Here is an 18358-nt window from a genome sequence, read left to right on the forward strand (position 1 = left end):
GAGCTCAGCCCCCGATGGCGTTCATCCCGCGCGCGGGCTGCAGGAACGACGGGTCGTTGATCGCGTGGCCGGGCAGCTTTCCGAGCACGCACGCGTGCAGGGTCTCGGCGATGACGCGCTGACGGTCCTCACGCGTAGCGGCCACCGGCATCCCGCGCACAGCGCTCGTGACGTCGTACTCGGTCAGCGAAAAGAGGCAGTTGCGGAACTGACCGTCGGCGGTCAGGCGCAGTCGGTCGCACGCTCCGCAGAAGGGTGCGGTCACCGAGGCGATGACGCCGACCTCGTGCGGGCCGCCGTCGATCCGCCACTTCTCCGCGGGGGCGCCGCCGCGGCCGGGAACCGGCTCGAGCGTCCACCGCTCCGACAGCGCCTCGAGGATCTCCTCGCGGGTGACCATCGCACTACGGTCCCACGTGTGCCCGGAATCCAGCGGCATCTGCTCGATGAACCGCAGCTGAGCGCCCACGTCCATCGCGAAGGCGACGAGGTCGGCAAGCTGGTCGTCGTTCACACCCCGCATCGCGACGGCGTTGAGCTTCAAGGGCTTCAGATCGGATGCCGCGGCTGCGGCGATCCCCTCGAGTACGTCATCGAGCCGATCGCGCCGGGTGAGTGCAGCGAAACGCTCGCGATCGATCGTGTCGATGCTGATGTTCAGCCGCGTGAGGCCCGCGGCGATCAGGTCGGGCAGCACCTCGGCGAGACGGATGCCGTTGGTCGTCATCGCGACCTCGACCGGGCCGTCGGGGCCCGAGATCGCGGCGACCCGCCGCACGACGTCGACGATGTCGGTACGCAGCAGCGGCTCGCCACCGGTGAGCCGGAACGTGCGGATGCCGAGGCTCGCCGCGACCTCCGCGATCTCGACGATCTCGTCGGTCGTGAGGATGCTCGTGCGCGCCAGCCACTCGTTACCCTGCTCGGGCATGCAGTACGTACAGCGCAGGGAGCAGCGGTCGGTGAGCGAGATCCGCAGGTCGCGGTGGACGCGTCCGTGGGTGTCGACGAGGCCGACGGCCGGATCGGGAAGGGCGGCGGAATCGGACGGCATCTGCGGCGCTCGACCCAGCGAAATCGGGACGGCGGTCACCGCTGCGTCCCCCATCGCCGTCTCATCTTCCGAGCCTAATCGGCGGGGGCTGGGACAGGGCTGGTTAGCGGCGCCAATATGCGGGTTGCGTCGCCGTCGCTGACCTTCCGACGTCCGCAACCGGCCTGACGACTACCGATCGTTGACAAGAAGAACGAACGTCATCGCTCCGACCAGGATCGCGACGCTGAGGGCGAGCGCCACCCAGACGCTGACCGATCGTGCACGAGATGGTCGCGGACCACGCAGACCGACGAATCCTCCCGCTGTCGCGAGCACCGCCCAACCCCCGAGGCCCGCAATCCCCATCCCGATGCCGATGGCCCGTTCGGTGTCGTCGGAATCCGAGAGCTGCGGGACGACGAGGCCACCCTCCCAATGAATGCCCGTCGCACCGAGCATGAGAACACCGAAGAGGCCGAGGACGACGCCAGCGAGAACGAGCGAGACACTCCCGACGATGCGCACGACCCCATCCTGCCGGAACGAGCCGCGACGACCGATCAGCTGACTGCCGCGAGGACGATCGGGTCCTCGCACCCTCTTGCGAAGCCCTGGATGCGCCGGTCCATGTCGCGCTTCAGGACGATGGCACCGATCCGCTCGGCGAGCGGAGCCAGCCACCGGGGGCGACACGCGAAGTTGTACCGCCAGACGGCGAGGGTGCTGCCGGGGTCGCCCGCGACGGGGGTGAACTTCCATCCGCCGGCGAGACGCTCGAAGAACCACGACCCCTTCGTCATCTTCATGCCGACGTTGGACGGCGGGTTGAACGAGACGTACTCGCTTTCCATCCGGAAGCCGAAGCGCTGCACGGTGTAGGTTCGCACGCCCTTCGCCGGAACGTCCGCGCCACCGAGGAAGTACTGACGCCGGATGAACGGGTCCCATCGCTTGCGCGTCTCGCCCGTGGTCTGCGAGACAGCAAACGCGACCTCCACCTCGACCGGCACGACGCAGCGGGATTCGATGACGGGCATGGACTCATCGTGGCAGGCCCGCGCCCGCGCCGCGCACCTCAGCCCAGCGGCACGAACCGCACCCGCGACGGGTCGACGTGCAGCCACACCGTGTCGCCCGACGACCACGCCGCACCGGGCTCGGCGGCATCGATCACACCGGCCGTCGTATGCACCCGGATCCCGAGAAGCGTCGGCTCGACGCGGACCACCTCTGCGGGCCACGCGTTGGCCCCGGGCCCGTCTACGATCCGCACGTCGCGCGGCCGGAACACCGCGGCCAGCGCGACGCCGTCGGCCACGGCGAGCGCGGTATCCGCGCTCGTCAGCATGCGGCCCGCGGCATCCGTCAACCCACCGCCCGCCGAGACGCCCGGCATCCGATTCATGTCGGCAACCGATGCGACGAAGGCGGATGCCGGAGCCGCCAGCACCTCGCGCACGGGACCGCTCTGCACCACGGCGCCCGCCTCGATCACGAACAGCCTCTCGGCCAGCGCGACCGCGTCGCCGGCGTCGTGCGTCACAGCGACCGTCGTCACCCCGACGAGCTGCTCCCGCAGCGTCCCGCGGATCTCGGAGGCGGTCACGGGATCGAGCGCGACCAGCGGCTCGTCGAGCAACACCACCCGCGGCGACGCCGCCAGAGCCCGCGCGATCGCGACGCGCTGCTGCTCTCCCCCCGACAGTTCGCGCGGCATGCGTGACCCCAGCCCGCCCAGGCCGACCCGGTCGAGCCAGGCGTCGGCGTCGGCACGGGCCTGCGCGGCGGGTGTGCCGGCGGCACGCGGCCCGAAGGCGACGTTCTCGCGCGCGTTCAGGTGCGGGAAGAGGCGCGGGTCCTGACCGAGCAGCACGACTCCGCGCTGCATCGGCGGCGTGTGCACCCGGGGTGCGGCCACGCGCTCCACGGTCCGTCCTGCCACGACGACCTCGCCGCCGTTCAGCGGCACGAGTCCGGCGAGCGCGTCGAGCAGCGTCGACTTGCCGGCTCCGCTCGGACCCATGATCGCGACGGTCTCCCCCGCGGCCGCGTCGAGCGCGACGTCCACCCGGAAGCGCGCCCGGTCGACGACGACACGTGCCTGCAGCCCGCTCATCGGGCCGCCCCGGGTCGCCAGCCGCGCACCAGCATCAGGACGAGGACGGCGGTCGCCAGCAACAGGAGTGCGAGGGCCACCGCGGTGCCCTGCGTCACGCCGGCTCCGTTGAACGCCGTGTAGATCGCGAGCGGCATCGTCTGCGTGACACCGGGGCGGTTGCCGGCGAACAGGGCGGTCGCACCGAACTCGCCGATCGCCCGGGCGAAGCACAGCACGACACCCGCGACGATGCCGGGGGCAGCGAGCGGCAGCGTGATGCGCCGGAGGATCGTCCACCGACCGGCTCCCAGCGCGGCGGCGGTCCGCTCGAAGTCCACCCCGGTCGACCGCACCGCGCCCTCGACGGCGAGGACGAGGAAAGGCAGCGCGACGAATGTCTGCGCGACGACGACCGCCGGCGTGGTGAACGACAGCCCCCACCCGCCCAGCCAGCCCTGACGGCCGAACAGGTACAGCAGTGCGATCCCGCCGACCATCGGTGGAAGCACGAGCGGAACGGTCACCGCGGCACGCAGCACTGCCGCCAGGCGCGGGCCCGAGCGGGCGATCAGCAGCGCCAACGGCACACCGATCACGATGCACGCAACGGTCGCCGCCGCCCCGGTGCCGAACGACAGCCCGAGGGCTTCGAGTGCCGTGGGTGAGGTCACATCGGCGACGAACGTCGACCACTCCACCCGGGCGATGAGAGCCAGCAGCGGCAGGATCAGGAAGGCGAGACCGACGAACGCGGGGAACGCGAGGCTCCGCGGAACGTACCCGCGAGCAGAGCTCACGGCGCCCCGAAGCCGTGGCCGGCGAGGATCTTCCGCCCGGCCTCGGACCGCACGAACGCGATGAACGCCGCAGCCGCGTCGGGATTCGCCGCATCCTTCAGCGCGGCGATCGGATATCTGTTGACGACCTCGTCTGCCCGGTCGGGCACCACAGACGCGACGTCGCTCCGCCCGACCACATCGGTCGCGTACACGAGACCCGCATCGGCTTCACCGGCCGCGACCTTCGTCAGCACCGCCGTGACGTTCTGCTCAAGGCTCGCGGCGTCGACGGTCACGTCCGCCGCAGTGAGCAGCTTTCCGGATGCCGCACCGCACGGCACCTCGGGGGCGCACAGCACCGTCACGACATCCGCCAGGTCGGCCAGCCTCGAGACCTTCTTCGGGTTGCCCGCCGGGACGACGATCACGAGCGTGTTGGAGGCGAACACCGCGGGCTCGAGCGCGAACTCCGACACCTTCGCCATCGTGGCCTCGTCGGCCGACGCGAACACGTCCGCCGGCGCCCCCTCGGAGATCTGGGTCGCGAGCGTCGACGATCCGTCGTAGACCGGACTGATGACGACCCCGGGATGCTTCGCCGTGAACGCCTCGTCGATCTCGTCGAACGAACCCTTAAGGGATGCCGCGGCGTAGACCGTCAGCGACCCGCCGAGCTGATCGCCCAACGTGGGGGGTGCCGGTGCCGCGCACCCCGTCAGCAGGAGCGCGAGTGCCCCGAGGGCGAGCGGCCGGAGCAGGGAACGCCGCATGTCACTCCCCCGCCAACTCGACGACGACATTGGTCGCCTTGACCGAGGCCCGGGCGAGGGTGCCGACCTCGAGCTCCAGCTCGCGCACCGCCTCGGCGGACAGGAGCGAGACGACACGGTGCGGGCCGGACTGGATGTCGACCTGCGCCATGACGCCGTCGACCTGCACCCGCGTCACGATCCCGACGAAGCTGTTGCGGGCGCTGGAGCGGTGCTCGTAGCCGTCACCCGGGTCGTTCGCCATCGAGACGGCGAAGGCGGCGAGCGCCTCGCCCGGGATCTCGGCGGGCACGGCGTCGGTCACCGGGAGGAGCCCCTGGTCGATCCACCGCCGCACCGAATCGTCGCTCACGCCCAGAAGGCGGGCGGCTCGCGCCACACGGTAGGTCGTCATGCGTCAATCATGCCGCATGCGCGGTTGTCAAAGGCGTAAAGGTCCGTATCTGCGGTTTCTTAACCTGCAGCGAATCCGATCCCGCGGCATCCGGACCCCCGTAAACTCGGGACATGCGCCCCCTGGTCGATCCCGTGTCCGAGTTGGATCCCGACGAGCGCAGGCGGACCGCTCGCCACACCGTTCTCAAGGGCATCGGCGACGAGGGGCAGCGGCGTCTCGCGAACACGCGCGTCGCCGTCGTCGGCGCCGGCGGCATCGGGTCGCCCGCGATCCTGGCCCTCGCCGCCGCGGGCGTCGGTGCCATCACCGTCATCGACGACGACACCGTCGAGCTCCACAACCTGCAGCGCCAGATCGCGCACCGCATCGAGGACATCGGCGTCCACAAGACCGAGAGCACCGTGCGCGCCGTCGCGGCACTGTCACCCGTCACCGTCGTCACTCCGGTCACCGCTCGCCTCGATGACGACAACGCGCAGGAGTTCTTCGCGGGTGCCGACATCGTGATCGACACGAGCGACTCGTTCGCCACGCGTCGCGCCGTCGCGGCCGCCACCGAGGCGATGGGGCTCCCCCTCGTATGGGGAGCCGTCCGCGAGTGGCACGCGCAGATCACGGTCTTCTGGTCGCGGCCGCCGGAGGGCGATCCGGTCGTTCTCAACGATCTCTTCGCCGTCGGCACCGAGGGCGACCCGCCCACCTGCGCGCAGGTCGGCGTGCTCGGTGCCCTGTGCGTGCAGGTCGGCGGCATCCTCGCCACCGAAGTGGTGAAGCTCGCGATCGGCGTCGGCACGCCGCTGCTCGGTCGCATGCTCGTCCTCGACGCGCTCTCGAGCCGTCAGCACGAGATCCCGCTGCGGTCGGCCGCAACGGCTGCGGCGGCGAGCGCATGAGCGGGCTCCGCAGCGTCGAGGAACAGCTCGCGCGCGTCCTGGCCGCGGTCCGAACGCTTCCCACCGAGGTCGTCCCCGTCGGGACATCTGCCGGTCGCACGCTTGCGGCACCGGCCGTCGCCGCGCACGACATCCCCCTCTTCGACAACTCCGCCATGGATGGCTTCGCCGTGCGCGCCGCGGACGTGGCGCCGGCCGGGCCGGGGCATCCCGTCTCGCTGCGAGTCGTCGCGGACCTTCCTGCCGGGGTGTCAGACGACCCGGCGCTCTCGGAGGGCGAGGCGGCCCGGATCATGACGGGATCGCCCACGCCCACCGACGCGGACGCGATCGTGCCGTTCGAGAACACCGCCGGCGGGCTCGCCGACTCGCTCGACATCGTCGAGGTGCTCGAGGCTCCCGCCGCGGGCGCGTTCATCCGTCGCCGCGGCGCAGACCTGCACGCCGGTGACGTCGTCATCACCGCCGGCGAGCGCATGGGACCGTTCCAGGTCGCTGCCGCCGTCGCCGCCGGCATCGACCAGGTGACGGTCGTCCGCGCGCCTCGCGTCGCGATCGTCTCGACCGGCAGCGAGCTGACCGGCCCGGGCGAGCCCGTGCGCCGCGGACTCATCCCCGACTCGAACGGACCGCTCCTCGAGCATCTCGTCCCCGCGTCCGATGCCGAGGTCGTGATGGTCGCCCGCGTCCCGGACGACGGCGACAGGGTCGCAGAGGCCACCGCCGCTGCGCGCGCCGCAGGGGCGGACGTCATCATCTTCACCGGCGGTGTCAGCGCCGGAGCCTACGAGCCCGTGCGCGCCGCCTTCGACGGCCACGGCGAGGTCGAGTTCGCCAAGGTCTCGATGCAGCCCGGCAAGCCGCAGGCCTTCGGCACCGTGGGTGACGGATGCCTCGTCTTCGGCCTCCCCGGCAACCCGGTCAGCGTCGCCGTATCGTTCGAGGTGTTCGTGCGCCCCGCTCTTCTCGCCCTGCAGGGCCGGTCGGTCATCCACCGCGCCCACGTGACCATGACCGCGGCGGAGGCGTGGACCACTCCGCCCGGACGACGGCAATACCTGCCGGCCGTCGTCGACCTCGCCGCGGGGACCGTGCGCCCCGCGACGGCGGGCGGCTCGGGCTCGCATCTGGCCGGCGGGCTCGCACAGGCATCCGCGTTCGCGATCGTGCCGGGCGAGGTCGCGAGCGTGGCCGTCGGCGACGTCGTAGATGTCATGCTGGTCTGATGAGCTTCCCCCACCTCGACTCGGCCGGCCGGGCGCACATGGTCGACGTCACGGCGAAGGCCCCGACGGTCCGCACGGCCACCGCACGGGGCTTCGTCCGGTGCAGCGCCGAGGTCGTCGCCGCACTCCGCGACGGCACCGCCCCGAAGGGTGACGTGCTGGCTGTCGCGCGCATCGCCGGCATCCAGGCGGCGAAGTCGACGGCGACGCTCCTGCCGCTCGCCCACGTGATCGGTGTGCACCGGGCATCCGTCGAGCTCGACATCACCGATGACGGCGTCGAGATCGAGGCCACCGTGGGAACCGCGGACCGCACCGGCGTCGAGATGGAGGCGATCACCGCGGTGTCGGTCACCGCACTCGCCGTCGTCGACATGATCAAGGGCCTCGACCGGGCCGTGGTGATCGAGAACGTCCGCATCGTCGCGAAGTCGGGCGGACGCTCGGGCGACTGGGTACGTCCCGGAGAAGAGGACCGCTCATGACACTCGTCCGCTACTTCGCAGCCGCTGCCGAGGCGGCCGGGACCGAGAGCGAGGAACGCCCCGAGGCGACCCTCGCCGAGCTCCGCACAGCGATCCTCGACGAGCATCCCCAGCTGTGGTTCGTGCTGCCGGACTGCGCCGTGCTCGTCGACGGCGTGCGTACCGACGGCGACACCCCCCTCGCAGATGCACGCATGATCGACGTGCTGCCGCCCTTCGCCGGCGGCTGATCCGAGGCTGAGCCTCAGCCGCCGATGCCCTTCCACGCCGTCGTGCCGTCGACTTCGAGCTGACGCTTCCACACCGGCAGGTCGGTCTTGATCGTCTCGATGATGGCGCGGCAGACCTCGAACGCCTCGGCCCGGTGCTCCGACGCGACGGCGATGACGACCGCGGCATCGCCGACGGCGAGATTGCCGACACGGTGGCTGACGGCCACGACGGCGCCCGACGCATCACCCGCTTCGGCGGCGATCCGGTGCAGGGTCGACTCTGCGTCGGGGTGAGCGCTGTACTCGAGGCCGACGACGGTGGTCGCGGCATCCGGATCGTTGTCGCGCACCCGACCGACGAACGTGGTCACCGCACCGTATTTCGGGTCCTCCACCGCGCGCAGGTGCGCGTCGAGGTCGAGGGCGGTCTCTTCGAGCCGGGCGATCCGAACAGCGTTCACGAGTGGTCTCCGCCTCTCACCTGGTCGACCACGTGTGCGGCGACCGACACGATCACAGGGATGCCGGAGCTCACCGCACGCGGTGACCCCGGCAGATTGACGATCAGAGCTCCCTCGGGATCGGCGACACCCGCGACGCCGCGGGAGATGACCGACAGCGGGGTGTCGGCGAGGCCGACGCGGCGGAGCTCCTCGGCGATGCCCGCCAGCGGCCGGGTCACGACGCGCTCGGTACCCTCCGGCGTCTGATCGCGAGGGCCGACACCGGTGCCACCTGTCGTGACGACGAGACCGGCGCCGGTCGCGAGGGCACGGCGCAGCGCCGATTCGACGGAGTCTGCGCCGTCGGGAACGACCTCGAGTCCGATGACCTCGATGCCCGCGTCTTCGAGCAGCTGCACCGCGAGCGGACCGCCGCGGTCCTCGCGCTCGCCCGAGGCGGAGCGGTCGGAGACCGTGATCACGACAGCGCGAAGGGATGTCACGTGCTCACCCTAGGCCGTGCGTCACGAAACGGTGACGAGGGAACGCTGCCAGCCCGACGAACCGTTCGGGGCGATCGCGGCGCGCTCCTCGACCTGCATGTCGCCGTTCTTGTTGATCGCGCGGACCGCCACGTAGTGGGTGCCGGGCGTGGCATCCCATTCGAGGACCCACTGCACCCAGGTGTCCTTGTTGATGGGGTTGGACAGCTTCGCCGGCATCCACTCGCCGTTGTCGATACTGACCTCGACGCGCTCGATGCCCACGGTCTGCGCCCACGCCACTCCGGCGATGGGGACGGTGCCCGCCTTGACGGGCGAGCCGCTCTTGGGGGTGTCGACGCGCGACGAGAACTTGATCGGCGCCTCGGCGCTGTAGCCACGCGGCGTCCAGTAGGCCTGGTCGTCGGCGAACGTCGTGATCTTCAGCTCGGTGACCCATTTGGTCGCCGAGACGTACCCGTAGAGACCCGGGATGACCATGCGGACGGGGAAGCCGTGCTCGGGAGGGAGGGGCTCGCCGTTCATCGCGACGGCGAGGATCGCATCGATGTTCTCGTCGGTGCCCGCCGAGAGGGGCGTGCTCGCGGTGTAACCGTCGATGCTGGTCGAGAGGATCATGTCGGCGCCCGCCTTCGGCCCTGCCATCTTGAGGACGTCGCGCAGCGGCACGCCCTGCCAGATCGCATTGCCGACGAGGTTGCCGCCGACCTCGTTCGAGACGCAGGTGAGCGTGATGGCGTACTCGTCGAGGCCCATGTCGAGCAAGTCCTGGAACGACAGTTCGACGCGCTTGTCGACCATGCCGTCGATGACCAGGCGCCAGGTCGACGGGTCGATGTTCGGAACGGTGAGAGCGGTGTCGACCCGGTAGAAGTCGGCATTCGGTGTGATGAGCGGGCTGATGCCCTTCACGTCGAGCTCCGCGCCCGAGGGGATCGTGACCTTCGACTTCGGAGCGGGCAGCTTGAGTGCACGGCGGATCGCGTCGGCGGAGGCGGTTGCCGCGCTGACCGTGCGCGCTGCGACCCCCACGACGAGAGCGGAGACGCCCGCGATGCCCGTCATCAGCAGGAAGCGTCTACGGTCGAGGCCGTCCTCGCGCGCGTCGGCGTCTGAGAGGTGCGCGTCGCGCCAGGCCCGCAGCCGGCGACCGAGGAAGAAGAGAATCGCCGCGCCGGCCAGTGTGCCGAGGAGCGGCGGCAGGAACGCGAGCGCCGTTGCTTCGGCGCGCGTGAGGATCGCCGCACCCGACAGGATGCCGGCGAGCACCAGCGCGATGACGCCCAGGGGCGGCCGGATGTACTCGAGGATGCCGGCGATCGCCGACGCGATGACGACAGCGAGACCGAGACCGGCGAGGAGCGCGATCTTGTCGTACTCGCCGAACGTGCTGATCGCGAATTCCTTCAGCGGACGCGGGACGATGTCGATCACGAACGACCCGACCGCGAGGATCGGACTCGAAGTGCTCGAAAACAGCAGCGCAGCCAGCTCGGCGATCGCGAGGAAGACGGCGCCCCCGACCAGGCCCGAGACGGCCGCCCAGAAGAAGAACCGCTTGCCTGTGGTGTGAGTGCTCATGTCATCCCTTCCGAGCTTGTTCGTAGCGAACACCGAATCGGATGCACCGAGGCTGCGGCGATGACATGCGTGACGGGCTTGCGTGTCCCACTCTGGCGCATGGCGGGGGTGGAATCTCCCTCTTGCGGATGCGGGGCGGATCGGTCAGCTCACCCCGCGAACGGCCACGCCACCGTCAGCCGTAGCGGCTCGTCGTCGCGCGGCGAGTTGTGCCAGATCTCCCGCGGCGGGCCGATGGGGGTGCGACCGGCATCCGTGATCCAGGCGTGCACCTCGTCATACAGCGCGAGGATCTCGGGGAAGTCCGTCTCGTGTCCTTCCGCGTGACGGAGGGCGACCTGGCCGCCGGTCATCCGGTAGCTGCGCACCTCGTCGACGCCGTCGATCAGGCCGTCGACGGGCACGACGATCTCGAGCGGGCCGTCGGAATCATCGGTGACCGGCGCATGGAAGACCCCGAAGGCGTCCCCGGTCACTTCCAGTCCCGCGCCCTCTGCGATCTGTCGCAGGTGGTGGACCTCGTCGTGGATGATCTGGTCCATCTCGTGCGGCGCCATGCGGCGCATGACGCTCAGGACGGGGCGATCGCCCTCGATCGCGGTTTCGACAGCGGACATCAGGGTCTCCTTCGTGAGATGAAGCCGCGCTCGAGCGAGCACGACATGGTGAGCCTGCGTTCGACGGTCCATCGCTGTTGTCGCTTCATCGAGCAGGGCGACAGCGGCATCCGGATCCGTGTCGGACAGGTCGACGATCGACGCGATCTGATCCAGTGAGAGGTCGGCCGAGCGCAGGAGCGCGATGAGCCAACCCGTCGGCACCTGATCGGCCGAGTAGTAGCGGTACCCGGTCTCGGCATCCACCCGGCGCGGTACGAGCAGTCCGCGATCCGCGTAGATCCGGAGCGCCTTCGCCGACAGCAGGGTCGACGCGCCGAACCGGCCGGCGGTCATCCACTCTTCGTCTTGTGCAGTCACGAGTTCAGCATCGACCCGGCCCCAGGGGCGAGGTCAAGCACCTCTTGACCATCGGTGCGATTGGGCCATGGCACAGCGAGCGGCTGACCGGCACGGGTAGCGTGGGCCGCGGCGAACTCGCCGACCGGTACCGCGCGGGGGGCGTAGGACATGAACACAGGCGCACGGCGTGTCCGTAAGGATCGGTTCACGCCGCTCCTCCTCGTCGGGGCGGCGATGATCGCTGTCGTCGCCATCGTCTATCTCGCAGGCCGGGAGTTCGGCCTGCTCGCGCGATGGTGGTTGTTCAGCGGAGCGCTCGCCTTCCCCGGCTTCGTGTTCGCCGGGATGCTCGCCGGATCCCTCATCCTGACCTTCCTCGCACTGATCCTCCGGCGAAACAGGAAGATCGCGCTGCTCGGCACCGGTGTCGTGAGCACCGGCCTGCTCGTCGCCCTGCTCGTGACGGCGTTCGCGATGCCCGCCACCGTCACCCCCGACGCCGTCCCGGCTCGTCAGGACGGTCAGCTGCGAGTCCTGGGCTGGAACGTCCTGCAGGGCGCGGAGGATGCGGCATCCCGCGCCGCTCTCATCGGCGCGCTCCAACCCGACATCGTCGTCCTCAGCGAGCTTTATCAGGGCAACCTCCTCCGGGACGGTGATGTACCGGCGGGGTACGTGAGCTATGGCGTGCGCGGCATCGCGGTGACCGTGCTCGTCGCGGACGACCTGCCGCGCTACCGGGTCGTGGACGCGGACGAATCTGGCCGCACGTCCGGTTTCGTCCTCGCTCCCGAGGTCGACGGTGCTGCGCCGCGCATCGTCGCCGCGCACCTCGTCGCCCTCAGCTTCCGTGGCGATTCGTCGGGACGCGACTTCGGCCTCGACTGGATCTCGTCGCACTGCGGCTCCCCCGACACGATCGTCGCGGGCGACCTCAACGCCGTCCCCGCGAACATGCCCGGAAGACGACTCGGCTCGTGCCGCACCGTCGGCGCCTTCGCTCCGTCATGGCCCTCGATGGTTCCACCGTTGTTCGGCGCCGCGATCGATAACGTCCTCGCGACGCCAGAGTGGGATGCCGCGCGGGTCGCCACACTCGATGTCGCCGGCATCGCGACGGACCACCGCCCCATCGTCGCCGACCTCGTCCGCCGCTGACCCTGCGGACGGGCATAGCCTCGAACGGTGCCCGACCTCGAGATCCTCCGATACGCCGCCTTCACCACGCACTCCGATGGAGGCAACCCCGCCGGCGTCGTGCTCGACGCGTCCGCCCTCGACGAGGCGTCGATGCAGCGCATCGCTGCGGACATCGACTTCTCCGAGACGGCGTTCGTCACAGGGACCGACAGCGACGGCGCCCTGACGATCCGCTACTTCTCCCCCATCGCCGAGGTGCCGTTCTGCGGTCACGCGACCGTCGCCACCGCCGTCGCTCTCGCCGATGCCGACCGCGTGGGGGCGGGCGCGATCCGGTTCGCGACGCCGGTGGGTGCCGTCGAGATCCGGGTGAGCACGGATGCCGCGGGCACACGCGCCTCGTTCACGAGCGTCGAACCGTCGGTGTCGCCGATCACCGCAGACGATCTCACGGCGGTCCTCGACGAGATCGGGCTAGAGGCGTCGGACCTCGATGCGGATTTCCCACCGCGGATCGCGCACGCCGGCAACCCGCATCCGGTCCTCGTCATCGCCGACCGTGCGGCGTTCGACGGCTTCACGTTCGATGCGGCGCGCGTGCGCTCTCTCATGGACGACCGCGCATGGCCCGCGACGATCACGGTCGCCCACCGTCTCGGGCCGGACCGCTTCGCCGCGCGCAATCTCTTCCCCGTCGGGCGCATCACCGAGGACCCTGCCACCGGATCGGCCGCGGCATCGTTCGGCGCCTACTTGCGGTCACTCGCTGCCGTGGCTCCACCCGCGCAGATCGTCATCGAGCAGGGCGCGCACGTCGGCCGGGCCGGCGAGCTGATCGTGGACATCCCGGCATCGGGCGGCATCGTCGTCACCGGCCACGCCGTCCGCATCGACTCCTAGTTCGTCGCGCGGCGCATCAGCCGAAGGACCTCGGCCGGATGCTCGACCGCTGCGAAGTGGCCGGCGTCCGGCAGCACCACCTCGTCGAAGTCCTCGATCAGCGCCGCGAGCCCGGCACCGTCATCCGTGCCCACGAACACGTCACGGGCACCGCGGACCGACCTCACCGAGCAGCGGATGCCGCGCCACGACGACTCGTCGTAGGCTGCGGCGGCACGGGACGCGGCGACGAAAGCCCGCGGCCGGATCTCGTCGGCGAGCGCGTGCACGACGGAGGGGTCGATCCGGCGGGACAGCGCGAAGAGGGGTGCGCTCAGGGGTCGCAGGAGACCGCCGCGGTCGAGGGTGCGGAGCAGCGGAGCGGACGCGTCGCCGAAACCGCGGAGGATGCGCATGGCCAGGAGCATCCCCGCGAAGGCGGGCAGCCCGAGCCCGCCTCGGAGCGGCCGTCGCACGGCGTCGAACACGGCCGGTCCCGACGGCGAGACGAGGAAGACGGAATCAGTCCTCTCGGGAAAACGGGCAGCCAGGTCGAGGGCCAACGCGCCGCCGAGCGAGTGACCGACGACATCCCATCGCTCGTATCCCAGGCCCATGACGACCTCGCGGATCGCCTCGCTGAAACGCCCGATGTCGATCCCGTCGGACGGGAAGGGGCTCTCGCCCCAGCCGGGCAGGTCGAGCGCGACGACGTTGCCCACCGGATCGTCGCATCGAGCAGCGGCTCGCAGCAGCGGGGTCCAGCTCGTCCACGATCCGGCGGCGCCGTGCAGCAGGACGGTCGCCACGGGGCTGGCGGCGACCCCCACGCGTGCGACGACCGTGCCGATGGTCGTCGGGATCTCGACCCGACGCAGGCCGAGGGCTGCGGCATCCGTCTCCAGTCGCGTCCGAGCGTGCGCGGATTCGGGTTGCCAGGTGATCGTCACGGAGGGTGTTCGTCGCCGACCGCGCATCGGATCGGGCGGCGCGCCGAGCTCAGGCGGACTGATCCACCGTGGGGCAGAATCACCACGTGAGCACCGATTCCCGCGCCCGGCGCGTCGCCGTGGGTCAGGACGCTGAGATCCTCGTCAGCATGACGCAGCCGGTCGCGGTGATCCGGGCGGCCGGCGAGGATGACCGGGTCGTCGCCTGGCCGGATCTGGACGTCGGCGACGTCGCGGTCGGTGTGACCGTGTACGCCGCTCCGGACGGTGCGTGGGTCGTGTACGCGCCCAGCGAGAACGATGAGGGCGATCTGCACCGGCCGATCACCGCCGTCCAAGTTCGCTGGGCCGGCGCGGTCGCCCAGACGCACGCGGACGCCAGCAGGTACGCCGTCGGAGCGACCCGCCACGGGCTCTGGCTGCGCGAGCGCCACGACCCGGATCCCGACGACCGAGCAGCGTGGTCGACGGACACGGAGCTCATCGTGATCGCTGACGGTACGCGGACGACGCACACGATCGATCGACGCGTCCTCATCGTCGAGGACGCTGGCGACGCGCCGCGCATGGTCTTCTCGCCCGACGCGCCCGATGTGCGCGCGGAACACGGCGGAACCTCCTACCACTACCGGTACGCGACCGCTCTGCTGCCCACCGGTCCGCTCCCGGAACGACTCTTACCGATGAGCGATGCGGTACCGCTGTCCGAAGAGGAGTTCATGGACATCCTCCACTGGAGACAGCCCGACGAGGTCGTCGACACCACGCCGGACGTGCCCTGGCGGCGCATCCATCTGCCGATGGAGCGACGGGATGCCGCGATCACCGCGCTCGTCGACGAGTTCGGCGACCTCGCCCAGTACTGGCGGGGACCGGATGGGGAACGTCAACCGCTGACTCCGGGGCTGAGCGAGCCCCGCATCGACATCGTGGGGGAATGGCCCGACACCCGTGTCGAGGTGACGTTCCGGCATCCGCTTCTTCCCGGTGGCCTCCTGCGGCGCGCGCTCCGCGTCTTCGACGACGCGGGTCGCATCACCCCTCATCCGTATGCGTCGATCCACCTCATGGAGGATCTCGACACCCACGCCCCGCTGCCGCCGGCGAGCCCGGGCGAGGTCCGCGCCTTCTGACGGGCGTCAGGGCACACCGGAGCGCGGGGCGGGCCTCGGGAATGCTTCTATGCTGACGGATACGACTGACACCGACCGGCGGGGGACCATGAAGGTGCGAACAGACGCGATCGAGGCGTGGGAGCAGCACGTAGCCCTGTTCGCGATCGTGAAGCTGGACTCGAGCGGCTTCGTGCGGGGATGGAACGTCGGGGCCGAGGACCTGAAGGGCTACTCCGCCGACGAGATCATCGGACAGCACTTCTCGCTGTTCTACCGCGCCGTCGACCGCGAGAACCGGCTCCCCGACACGCTGCTCGACAGGGCGCGTTCGGATGGGAGCGTCGAGGATCACGGGTGGCGGGTGCGCAAGGACGGCTCGCAGTTCTGGGCTCACGTGACGATCACCGCGATCCACGACGACACGGGCGTCGGCGGGTTCGTGAAGATCGTGCGCGACATTACAGCGGAGAAGCAGGCCCAGGACGAGCAGGTGTCCCTGCAGCGCACCTTCGCCCACGACCTCATCTCCCCCGTCACCGCCCTCCGCGGCTACCTCGACCTGCTCGAGGACGAGATCGGTACGGACAACCGCTACCTGCGACTCGCCCTCGAGACCAGTGAGCACCTTGCGGCGATGGCGGGCGCTTTGATGGCGGATGCCGTAAGCGGCATGCGCGACGACGAGCGCACGTTCGACGTGTCGCTCGTCGTGCGCGGATCGGCGACCGTCGTCCTCCGCGCCGGCGCGGAGGAGCGCATCCACTTCGACCGACTGGACACGGCGACAGTGCGCGGCGACGTCCTCGCTCTGCGCCGCGCGTTCGCGAACGTCCTCGAGAACGCGGCCCGATACTCCGACGAGGACATCCACGTCGAGGTCGTCCGCGGCGACGACACGGTCTCCGTGACGGTGCGGGATGCGGGCCGCGGCATCCACCCGGATGACATCGACACCATCGCGGCGCCCGGCGAACGCGGACGTCTCGCTGAGCCCGAGGACGGCGGCACCGGGCTCGGGCTCGCCAGCGTCGCGGCCGCCGTCGCCGAGCACCACGGCGCACTCGAGATCGACAGCGCCATAGGCGTCGGGACGACCATCACCATCACGCTTCCGCTGGCAGGCTAGGGCCCCTCCTCATCCTCCGCCCCACAGTCCGGGGCGAGCCGGAACCGGGCTGAACTCGTCGTCTCGTAGGGCCGTCCGTCGATCGAATACCGCGCGGTGTATCCCTCGGAGCCATGGGTGTCGCCCCCACCGACGGCCTCGACGACGACCAGCACGGTCACCTCCTCTCCGGGCGAGATTGCGGTCCCGGGGACGGCGACTCGCCGATCCCAGAATTCCGCCGCCGGCGGGAAGGCGTCCGCACCCAGGCTGACCTGGTTCTGAATCGGCACGAGGTAGACCTCGCGCAACGCGAGCCCCTCGGCGCCCTCCAGCTCGATGGACTCCATGACGACCGTGCCGGCTGCGGATGCCCGCGCCACGTCACCGAACGTCACCGGCTCATCGATTTCGGAGCTGCAGGACTCGTATCCCCCGCCCAGCGAAAGCGGCGGCCCACCCGCGCAGGCCGACAGACCGAGGACGAGTAGGAGCAGCGCAGGAACGACGAGGCGACGGTGCGTCATGCGCCCACCCTGGCACAGGGTCAGCCGATGCGGGTGCGGAGGACCTCGGCATCCGTCTCACCGTCGACGAGGACGGCGCGCGCGAGGTCACGGGCATCCTCGACGTTCCACAGCAGCACGCCGACGGGCGCGCCGGACTCATCGCGGTAGTAGACGACGGTGCGATCCTCGTCGAGGTCCACGACGAGCGGATTCTTCTCGGGATCGAGCGAACCGACCGCCTCCCATCGCACGCCGAAGACAGCCGAGTAGAAGTACGGCGTGTGGGTGTACGGCAGCCGCTCCCCCGCCATCGACCGGCCAACGGCCGCGCCCTGCTCGTTCGCGTTGTCGACGTGCTCGACGCGCGTGCGTCCGAGGATCGGGTCGGGGTAGGACGCGATGTCGCCCGCTGCCCAGATCGCGTCGTCGCTCGTGACGAGGTGCTCGTCGACGACGACACCCTCGTCGACCTCCAGCCCCGCCTGTTCGGCGAGGTCGGTCACAGGGTCGACGCCGAGTCCGAGCACGACGATGTCGGCGGGGCGCTCCTCGCCGCCCTCGAGGGCGACGTGCAGGCGGTTGCCGGCAGTACGGACCTCCTCCACGCGGGCACCCGGAACCAACTCGACGCCGGCGTCACGGAAGAGCTGCTCGTAGCGCGTCGCGAGCTCGGGCGGGAACGTACCGTCGCCGAGGACGTCGGACGGGAACACGAGCTCGGTCTCGACACCGTTCTGCACGAGCGCCGCGGCGATCTCGGCGCCGATGTAGCCCCCGCCGATGACGACCGCGCGACCGCCGTCGGCAGCGAGGTCCCGGAGGCGCCGATAGTCGTCTGCCGAGCGGAAGAACAGGATGCGGTCGTCCTCGGGCACGGGGATCTCGCGCGGCCGGGAGCCGGTCGCGAGCAGCAGCCGGCGGTAGCCGAGGTCGTTGCCCTCGCCGATCGAAACCGTCTTCGCCTCGCGGTCGATACCCGTCACGAAGGTCTCGAGCCGGATCTCCGCGCCCGTCTCCTCGGTACCCAGCGGAACCTGATCCCACGTAAAGTCCGGGTCGGTCCACAGCTTCTTCGACAGCGCCGGACGCGTGTACGGCGGGTCGACGTCTGCGCTGAGGATGCCGATCGTGCCGTCGGGATCCAGTTCCCGGATGCCGCGGGCCGCCGCATCCGCCACCATTCCGCCACCGACGATCAGATAGTCGTACGTCCGCATCACACGCTCCGTTCGCATCGTTTCGGCCACGGTATGTCGGGGTGCCGCGACATGGCTCGGG

General features: G+C 70.4%; 22 protein-coding genes. 8 read left to right on the forward strand and 14 right to left on the reverse strand.

Annotated features, from left to right (window positions below; all coding sequences use genetic code 11):
• Positions 1 to 4: 4 nt before the first annotated feature.
• The 7 genes from moaA to AC4NN1_RS07425 form a co-directional block, all read right to left on the reverse strand.
• On the reverse strand, positions 5 to 1108 hold the full coding sequence (gene moaA, locus AC4NN1_RS07395) for a GTP 3',8-cyclase MoaA (RefSeq protein WP_491954930.1): 1104 nt from the start codon (positions 1106 to 1108) through the stop codon (positions 5 to 7).
• Between the two features lie 117 nt (positions 1109 to 1225).
• Positions 1226 to 1561, reverse strand: a complete 336-nt coding sequence (locus AC4NN1_RS07400; RefSeq protein WP_018187105.1) for a hypothetical protein — start codon at positions 1559 to 1561, stop codon at positions 1226 to 1228.
• A gap of 35 nt (positions 1562 to 1596) precedes the next feature.
• On the reverse strand, positions 1597 to 2073 hold the full coding sequence (locus tag AC4NN1_RS07405) for an SRPBCC family protein (RefSeq protein ID WP_018187104.1): 477 nt from the start codon (positions 2071 to 2073) through the stop codon (positions 1597 to 1599).
• 38 nt (positions 2074 to 2111) lie between these two features.
• Positions 2112 to 3152 carry an ABC transporter ATP-binding protein gene (locus AC4NN1_RS07410; RefSeq protein ID WP_491954931.1) on the reverse strand — a complete coding sequence of 347 codons (1041 nt, stop codon included), beginning with the start codon at positions 3150 to 3152 and terminating at the stop codon, positions 2112 to 2114.
• Positions 3149 to 3931 (reverse strand): molybdate ABC transporter permease subunit, encoded by a 783-nt coding sequence (locus AC4NN1_RS07415; protein WP_491954932.1) that lies wholly within the window; start codon positions 3929 to 3931, stop codon positions 3149 to 3151. Before AC4NN1_RS07415 ends, AC4NN1_RS07410 begins: the two co-directional genes overlap by 4 nt.
• The gene (gene modA, locus AC4NN1_RS07420) at positions 3928 to 4683 is read right to left on the reverse strand and encodes a molybdate ABC transporter substrate-binding protein (RefSeq protein ID WP_491954933.1); all 756 of its coding nucleotides are present in this window, start codon (positions 4681 to 4683) and stop codon (positions 3928 to 3930) included. Before modA ends, AC4NN1_RS07415 begins: the two co-directional genes overlap by 4 nt.
• A gap of 1 nt (position 4684) precedes the next feature.
• Complete coding sequence (locus AC4NN1_RS07425) at positions 4685 to 5077, reverse strand: TOBE domain-containing protein (RefSeq protein ID WP_018187100.1); 393 nt, start codon at positions 5075 to 5077, stop codon at positions 4685 to 4687.
• 113 nt (positions 5078 to 5190) lie between these two features.
• Between AC4NN1_RS07425 and AC4NN1_RS07430 the strand changes: the two genes are divergently transcribed.
• Genes AC4NN1_RS07430 through AC4NN1_RS07445 form a run of 4 tightly spaced genes read left to right on the forward strand, consistent with a single transcriptional unit; the run spans position 5191 to position 7914 of the window.
• Entirely contained in the window at positions 5191 to 5973 is a 783-nt protein-coding gene (locus AC4NN1_RS07430; protein WP_020098234.1) for a HesA/MoeB/ThiF family protein, read from the forward strand.
• Positions 5970 to 7199 carry a molybdopterin molybdotransferase MoeA gene (locus AC4NN1_RS07435; protein WP_491954934.1) on the forward strand — a complete coding sequence of 410 codons (1230 nt, stop codon included), beginning with the start codon at positions 5970 to 5972 and terminating at the stop codon, positions 7197 to 7199. Before AC4NN1_RS07430 ends, AC4NN1_RS07435 begins: the two co-directional genes overlap by 4 nt.
• A complete protein-coding gene (gene moaC, locus AC4NN1_RS07440; RefSeq protein WP_018187097.1) occupies positions 7199 to 7684 on the forward strand; it encodes a cyclic pyranopterin monophosphate synthase MoaC in 486 nt (161 codons plus the stop codon). The genes AC4NN1_RS07435 and moaC overlap by 1 nt, the downstream gene beginning before the upstream one ends.
• Positions 7681 to 7914, forward strand: a complete 234-nt coding sequence (locus tag AC4NN1_RS07445) for a MoaD/ThiS family protein (RefSeq protein WP_020098231.1) — start codon at positions 7681 to 7683, stop codon at positions 7912 to 7914. Before moaC ends, AC4NN1_RS07445 begins: the two co-directional genes overlap by 4 nt.
• Positions 7915 to 7928: 14 nt before the next feature.
• On the opposite strand, the gene AC4NN1_RS07450 is transcribed toward AC4NN1_RS07445, so the two are convergent.
• The 4 genes from AC4NN1_RS07450 to AC4NN1_RS07465 form a co-directional block, all read right to left on the reverse strand.
• Entirely contained in the window at positions 7929 to 8357 is a 429-nt protein-coding gene (locus tag AC4NN1_RS07450; RefSeq protein WP_018187095.1) for a molybdenum cofactor biosynthesis protein MoaE, read from the reverse strand.
• Positions 8354 to 8842, reverse strand: coding sequence for a MogA/MoaB family molybdenum cofactor biosynthesis protein (locus tag AC4NN1_RS07455; protein ID WP_491954935.1), 489 nt, complete (start codon positions 8840 to 8842; stop codon positions 8354 to 8356). Before AC4NN1_RS07455 ends, AC4NN1_RS07450 begins: the two co-directional genes overlap by 4 nt.
• Positions 8843 to 8863: 21 nt before the next feature.
• Positions 8864 to 10423, reverse strand: coding sequence for a molybdopterin-dependent oxidoreductase (locus tag AC4NN1_RS07460; RefSeq protein ID WP_491954936.1), 1560 nt, complete (start codon positions 10421 to 10423; stop codon positions 8864 to 8866).
• A gap of 149 nt (positions 10424 to 10572) precedes the next feature.
• Positions 10573 to 11400, reverse strand: coding sequence for a MerR family transcriptional regulator (locus AC4NN1_RS07465; RefSeq protein ID WP_491954937.1), 828 nt, complete (start codon positions 11398 to 11400; stop codon positions 10573 to 10575).
• 150 nt (positions 11401 to 11550) lie between these two features.
• Here AC4NN1_RS07465 and AC4NN1_RS07470 point away from each other — a divergent pair, with 150 nt between their 5' ends.
• Complete coding sequence (locus AC4NN1_RS07470; protein ID WP_020098226.1) at positions 11551 to 12540, forward strand: endonuclease/exonuclease/phosphatase family protein; 990 nt, start codon at positions 11551 to 11553, stop codon at positions 12538 to 12540.
• Between the two features lie 27 nt (positions 12541 to 12567).
• Positions 12568 to 13422 (forward strand): PhzF family phenazine biosynthesis protein, encoded by an 855-nt coding sequence (locus AC4NN1_RS07475; protein ID WP_491954938.1) that lies wholly within the window; start codon positions 12568 to 12570, stop codon positions 13420 to 13422.
• Here the strand turns inward: AC4NN1_RS07475 and AC4NN1_RS07480 are convergent.
• Entirely contained in the window at positions 13419 to 14351 is a 933-nt protein-coding gene (locus AC4NN1_RS07480; RefSeq protein ID WP_336123307.1) for an alpha/beta fold hydrolase, read from the reverse strand. The two genes, AC4NN1_RS07475 and AC4NN1_RS07480, sit on opposite strands and share 4 nt — an antisense overlap.
• Before the next feature lie 86 nt (positions 14352 to 14437).
• Here AC4NN1_RS07480 and AC4NN1_RS07485 point away from each other — a divergent pair, with 86 nt between their 5' ends.
• On the forward strand, positions 14438 to 15484 hold the full coding sequence (locus AC4NN1_RS07485) for a hypothetical protein (protein WP_491954939.1): 1047 nt from the start codon (positions 14438 to 14440) through the stop codon (positions 15482 to 15484).
• Between the two features lie 88 nt (positions 15485 to 15572).
• Positions 15573 to 16592: an ATP-binding protein gene (locus AC4NN1_RS07490; protein WP_336123306.1), complete on the forward strand. Its 1020-nt coding sequence runs from the start codon at positions 15573 to 15575 to the stop codon at positions 16590 to 16592.
• Here AC4NN1_RS07490 and AC4NN1_RS07495 read toward each other — a convergent pair.
• On the reverse strand, positions 16589 to 17098 hold the full coding sequence (locus AC4NN1_RS07495) for a hypothetical protein (RefSeq protein ID WP_491954940.1): 510 nt from the start codon (positions 17096 to 17098) through the stop codon (positions 16589 to 16591). The two genes, AC4NN1_RS07490 and AC4NN1_RS07495, sit on opposite strands and share 4 nt — an antisense overlap.
• A 20-nt stretch (positions 17099 to 17118) precedes the next feature.
• Entirely contained in the window at positions 17119 to 18297 is a 1179-nt protein-coding gene (locus AC4NN1_RS07500) for an NAD(P)/FAD-dependent oxidoreductase (RefSeq protein WP_336123305.1), read from the reverse strand.
• Positions 18298 to 18358 lie beyond the last annotated feature (61 nt).

The organism is Microbacterium sp. MDV22-iso44 (assembly GCF_058629135.1).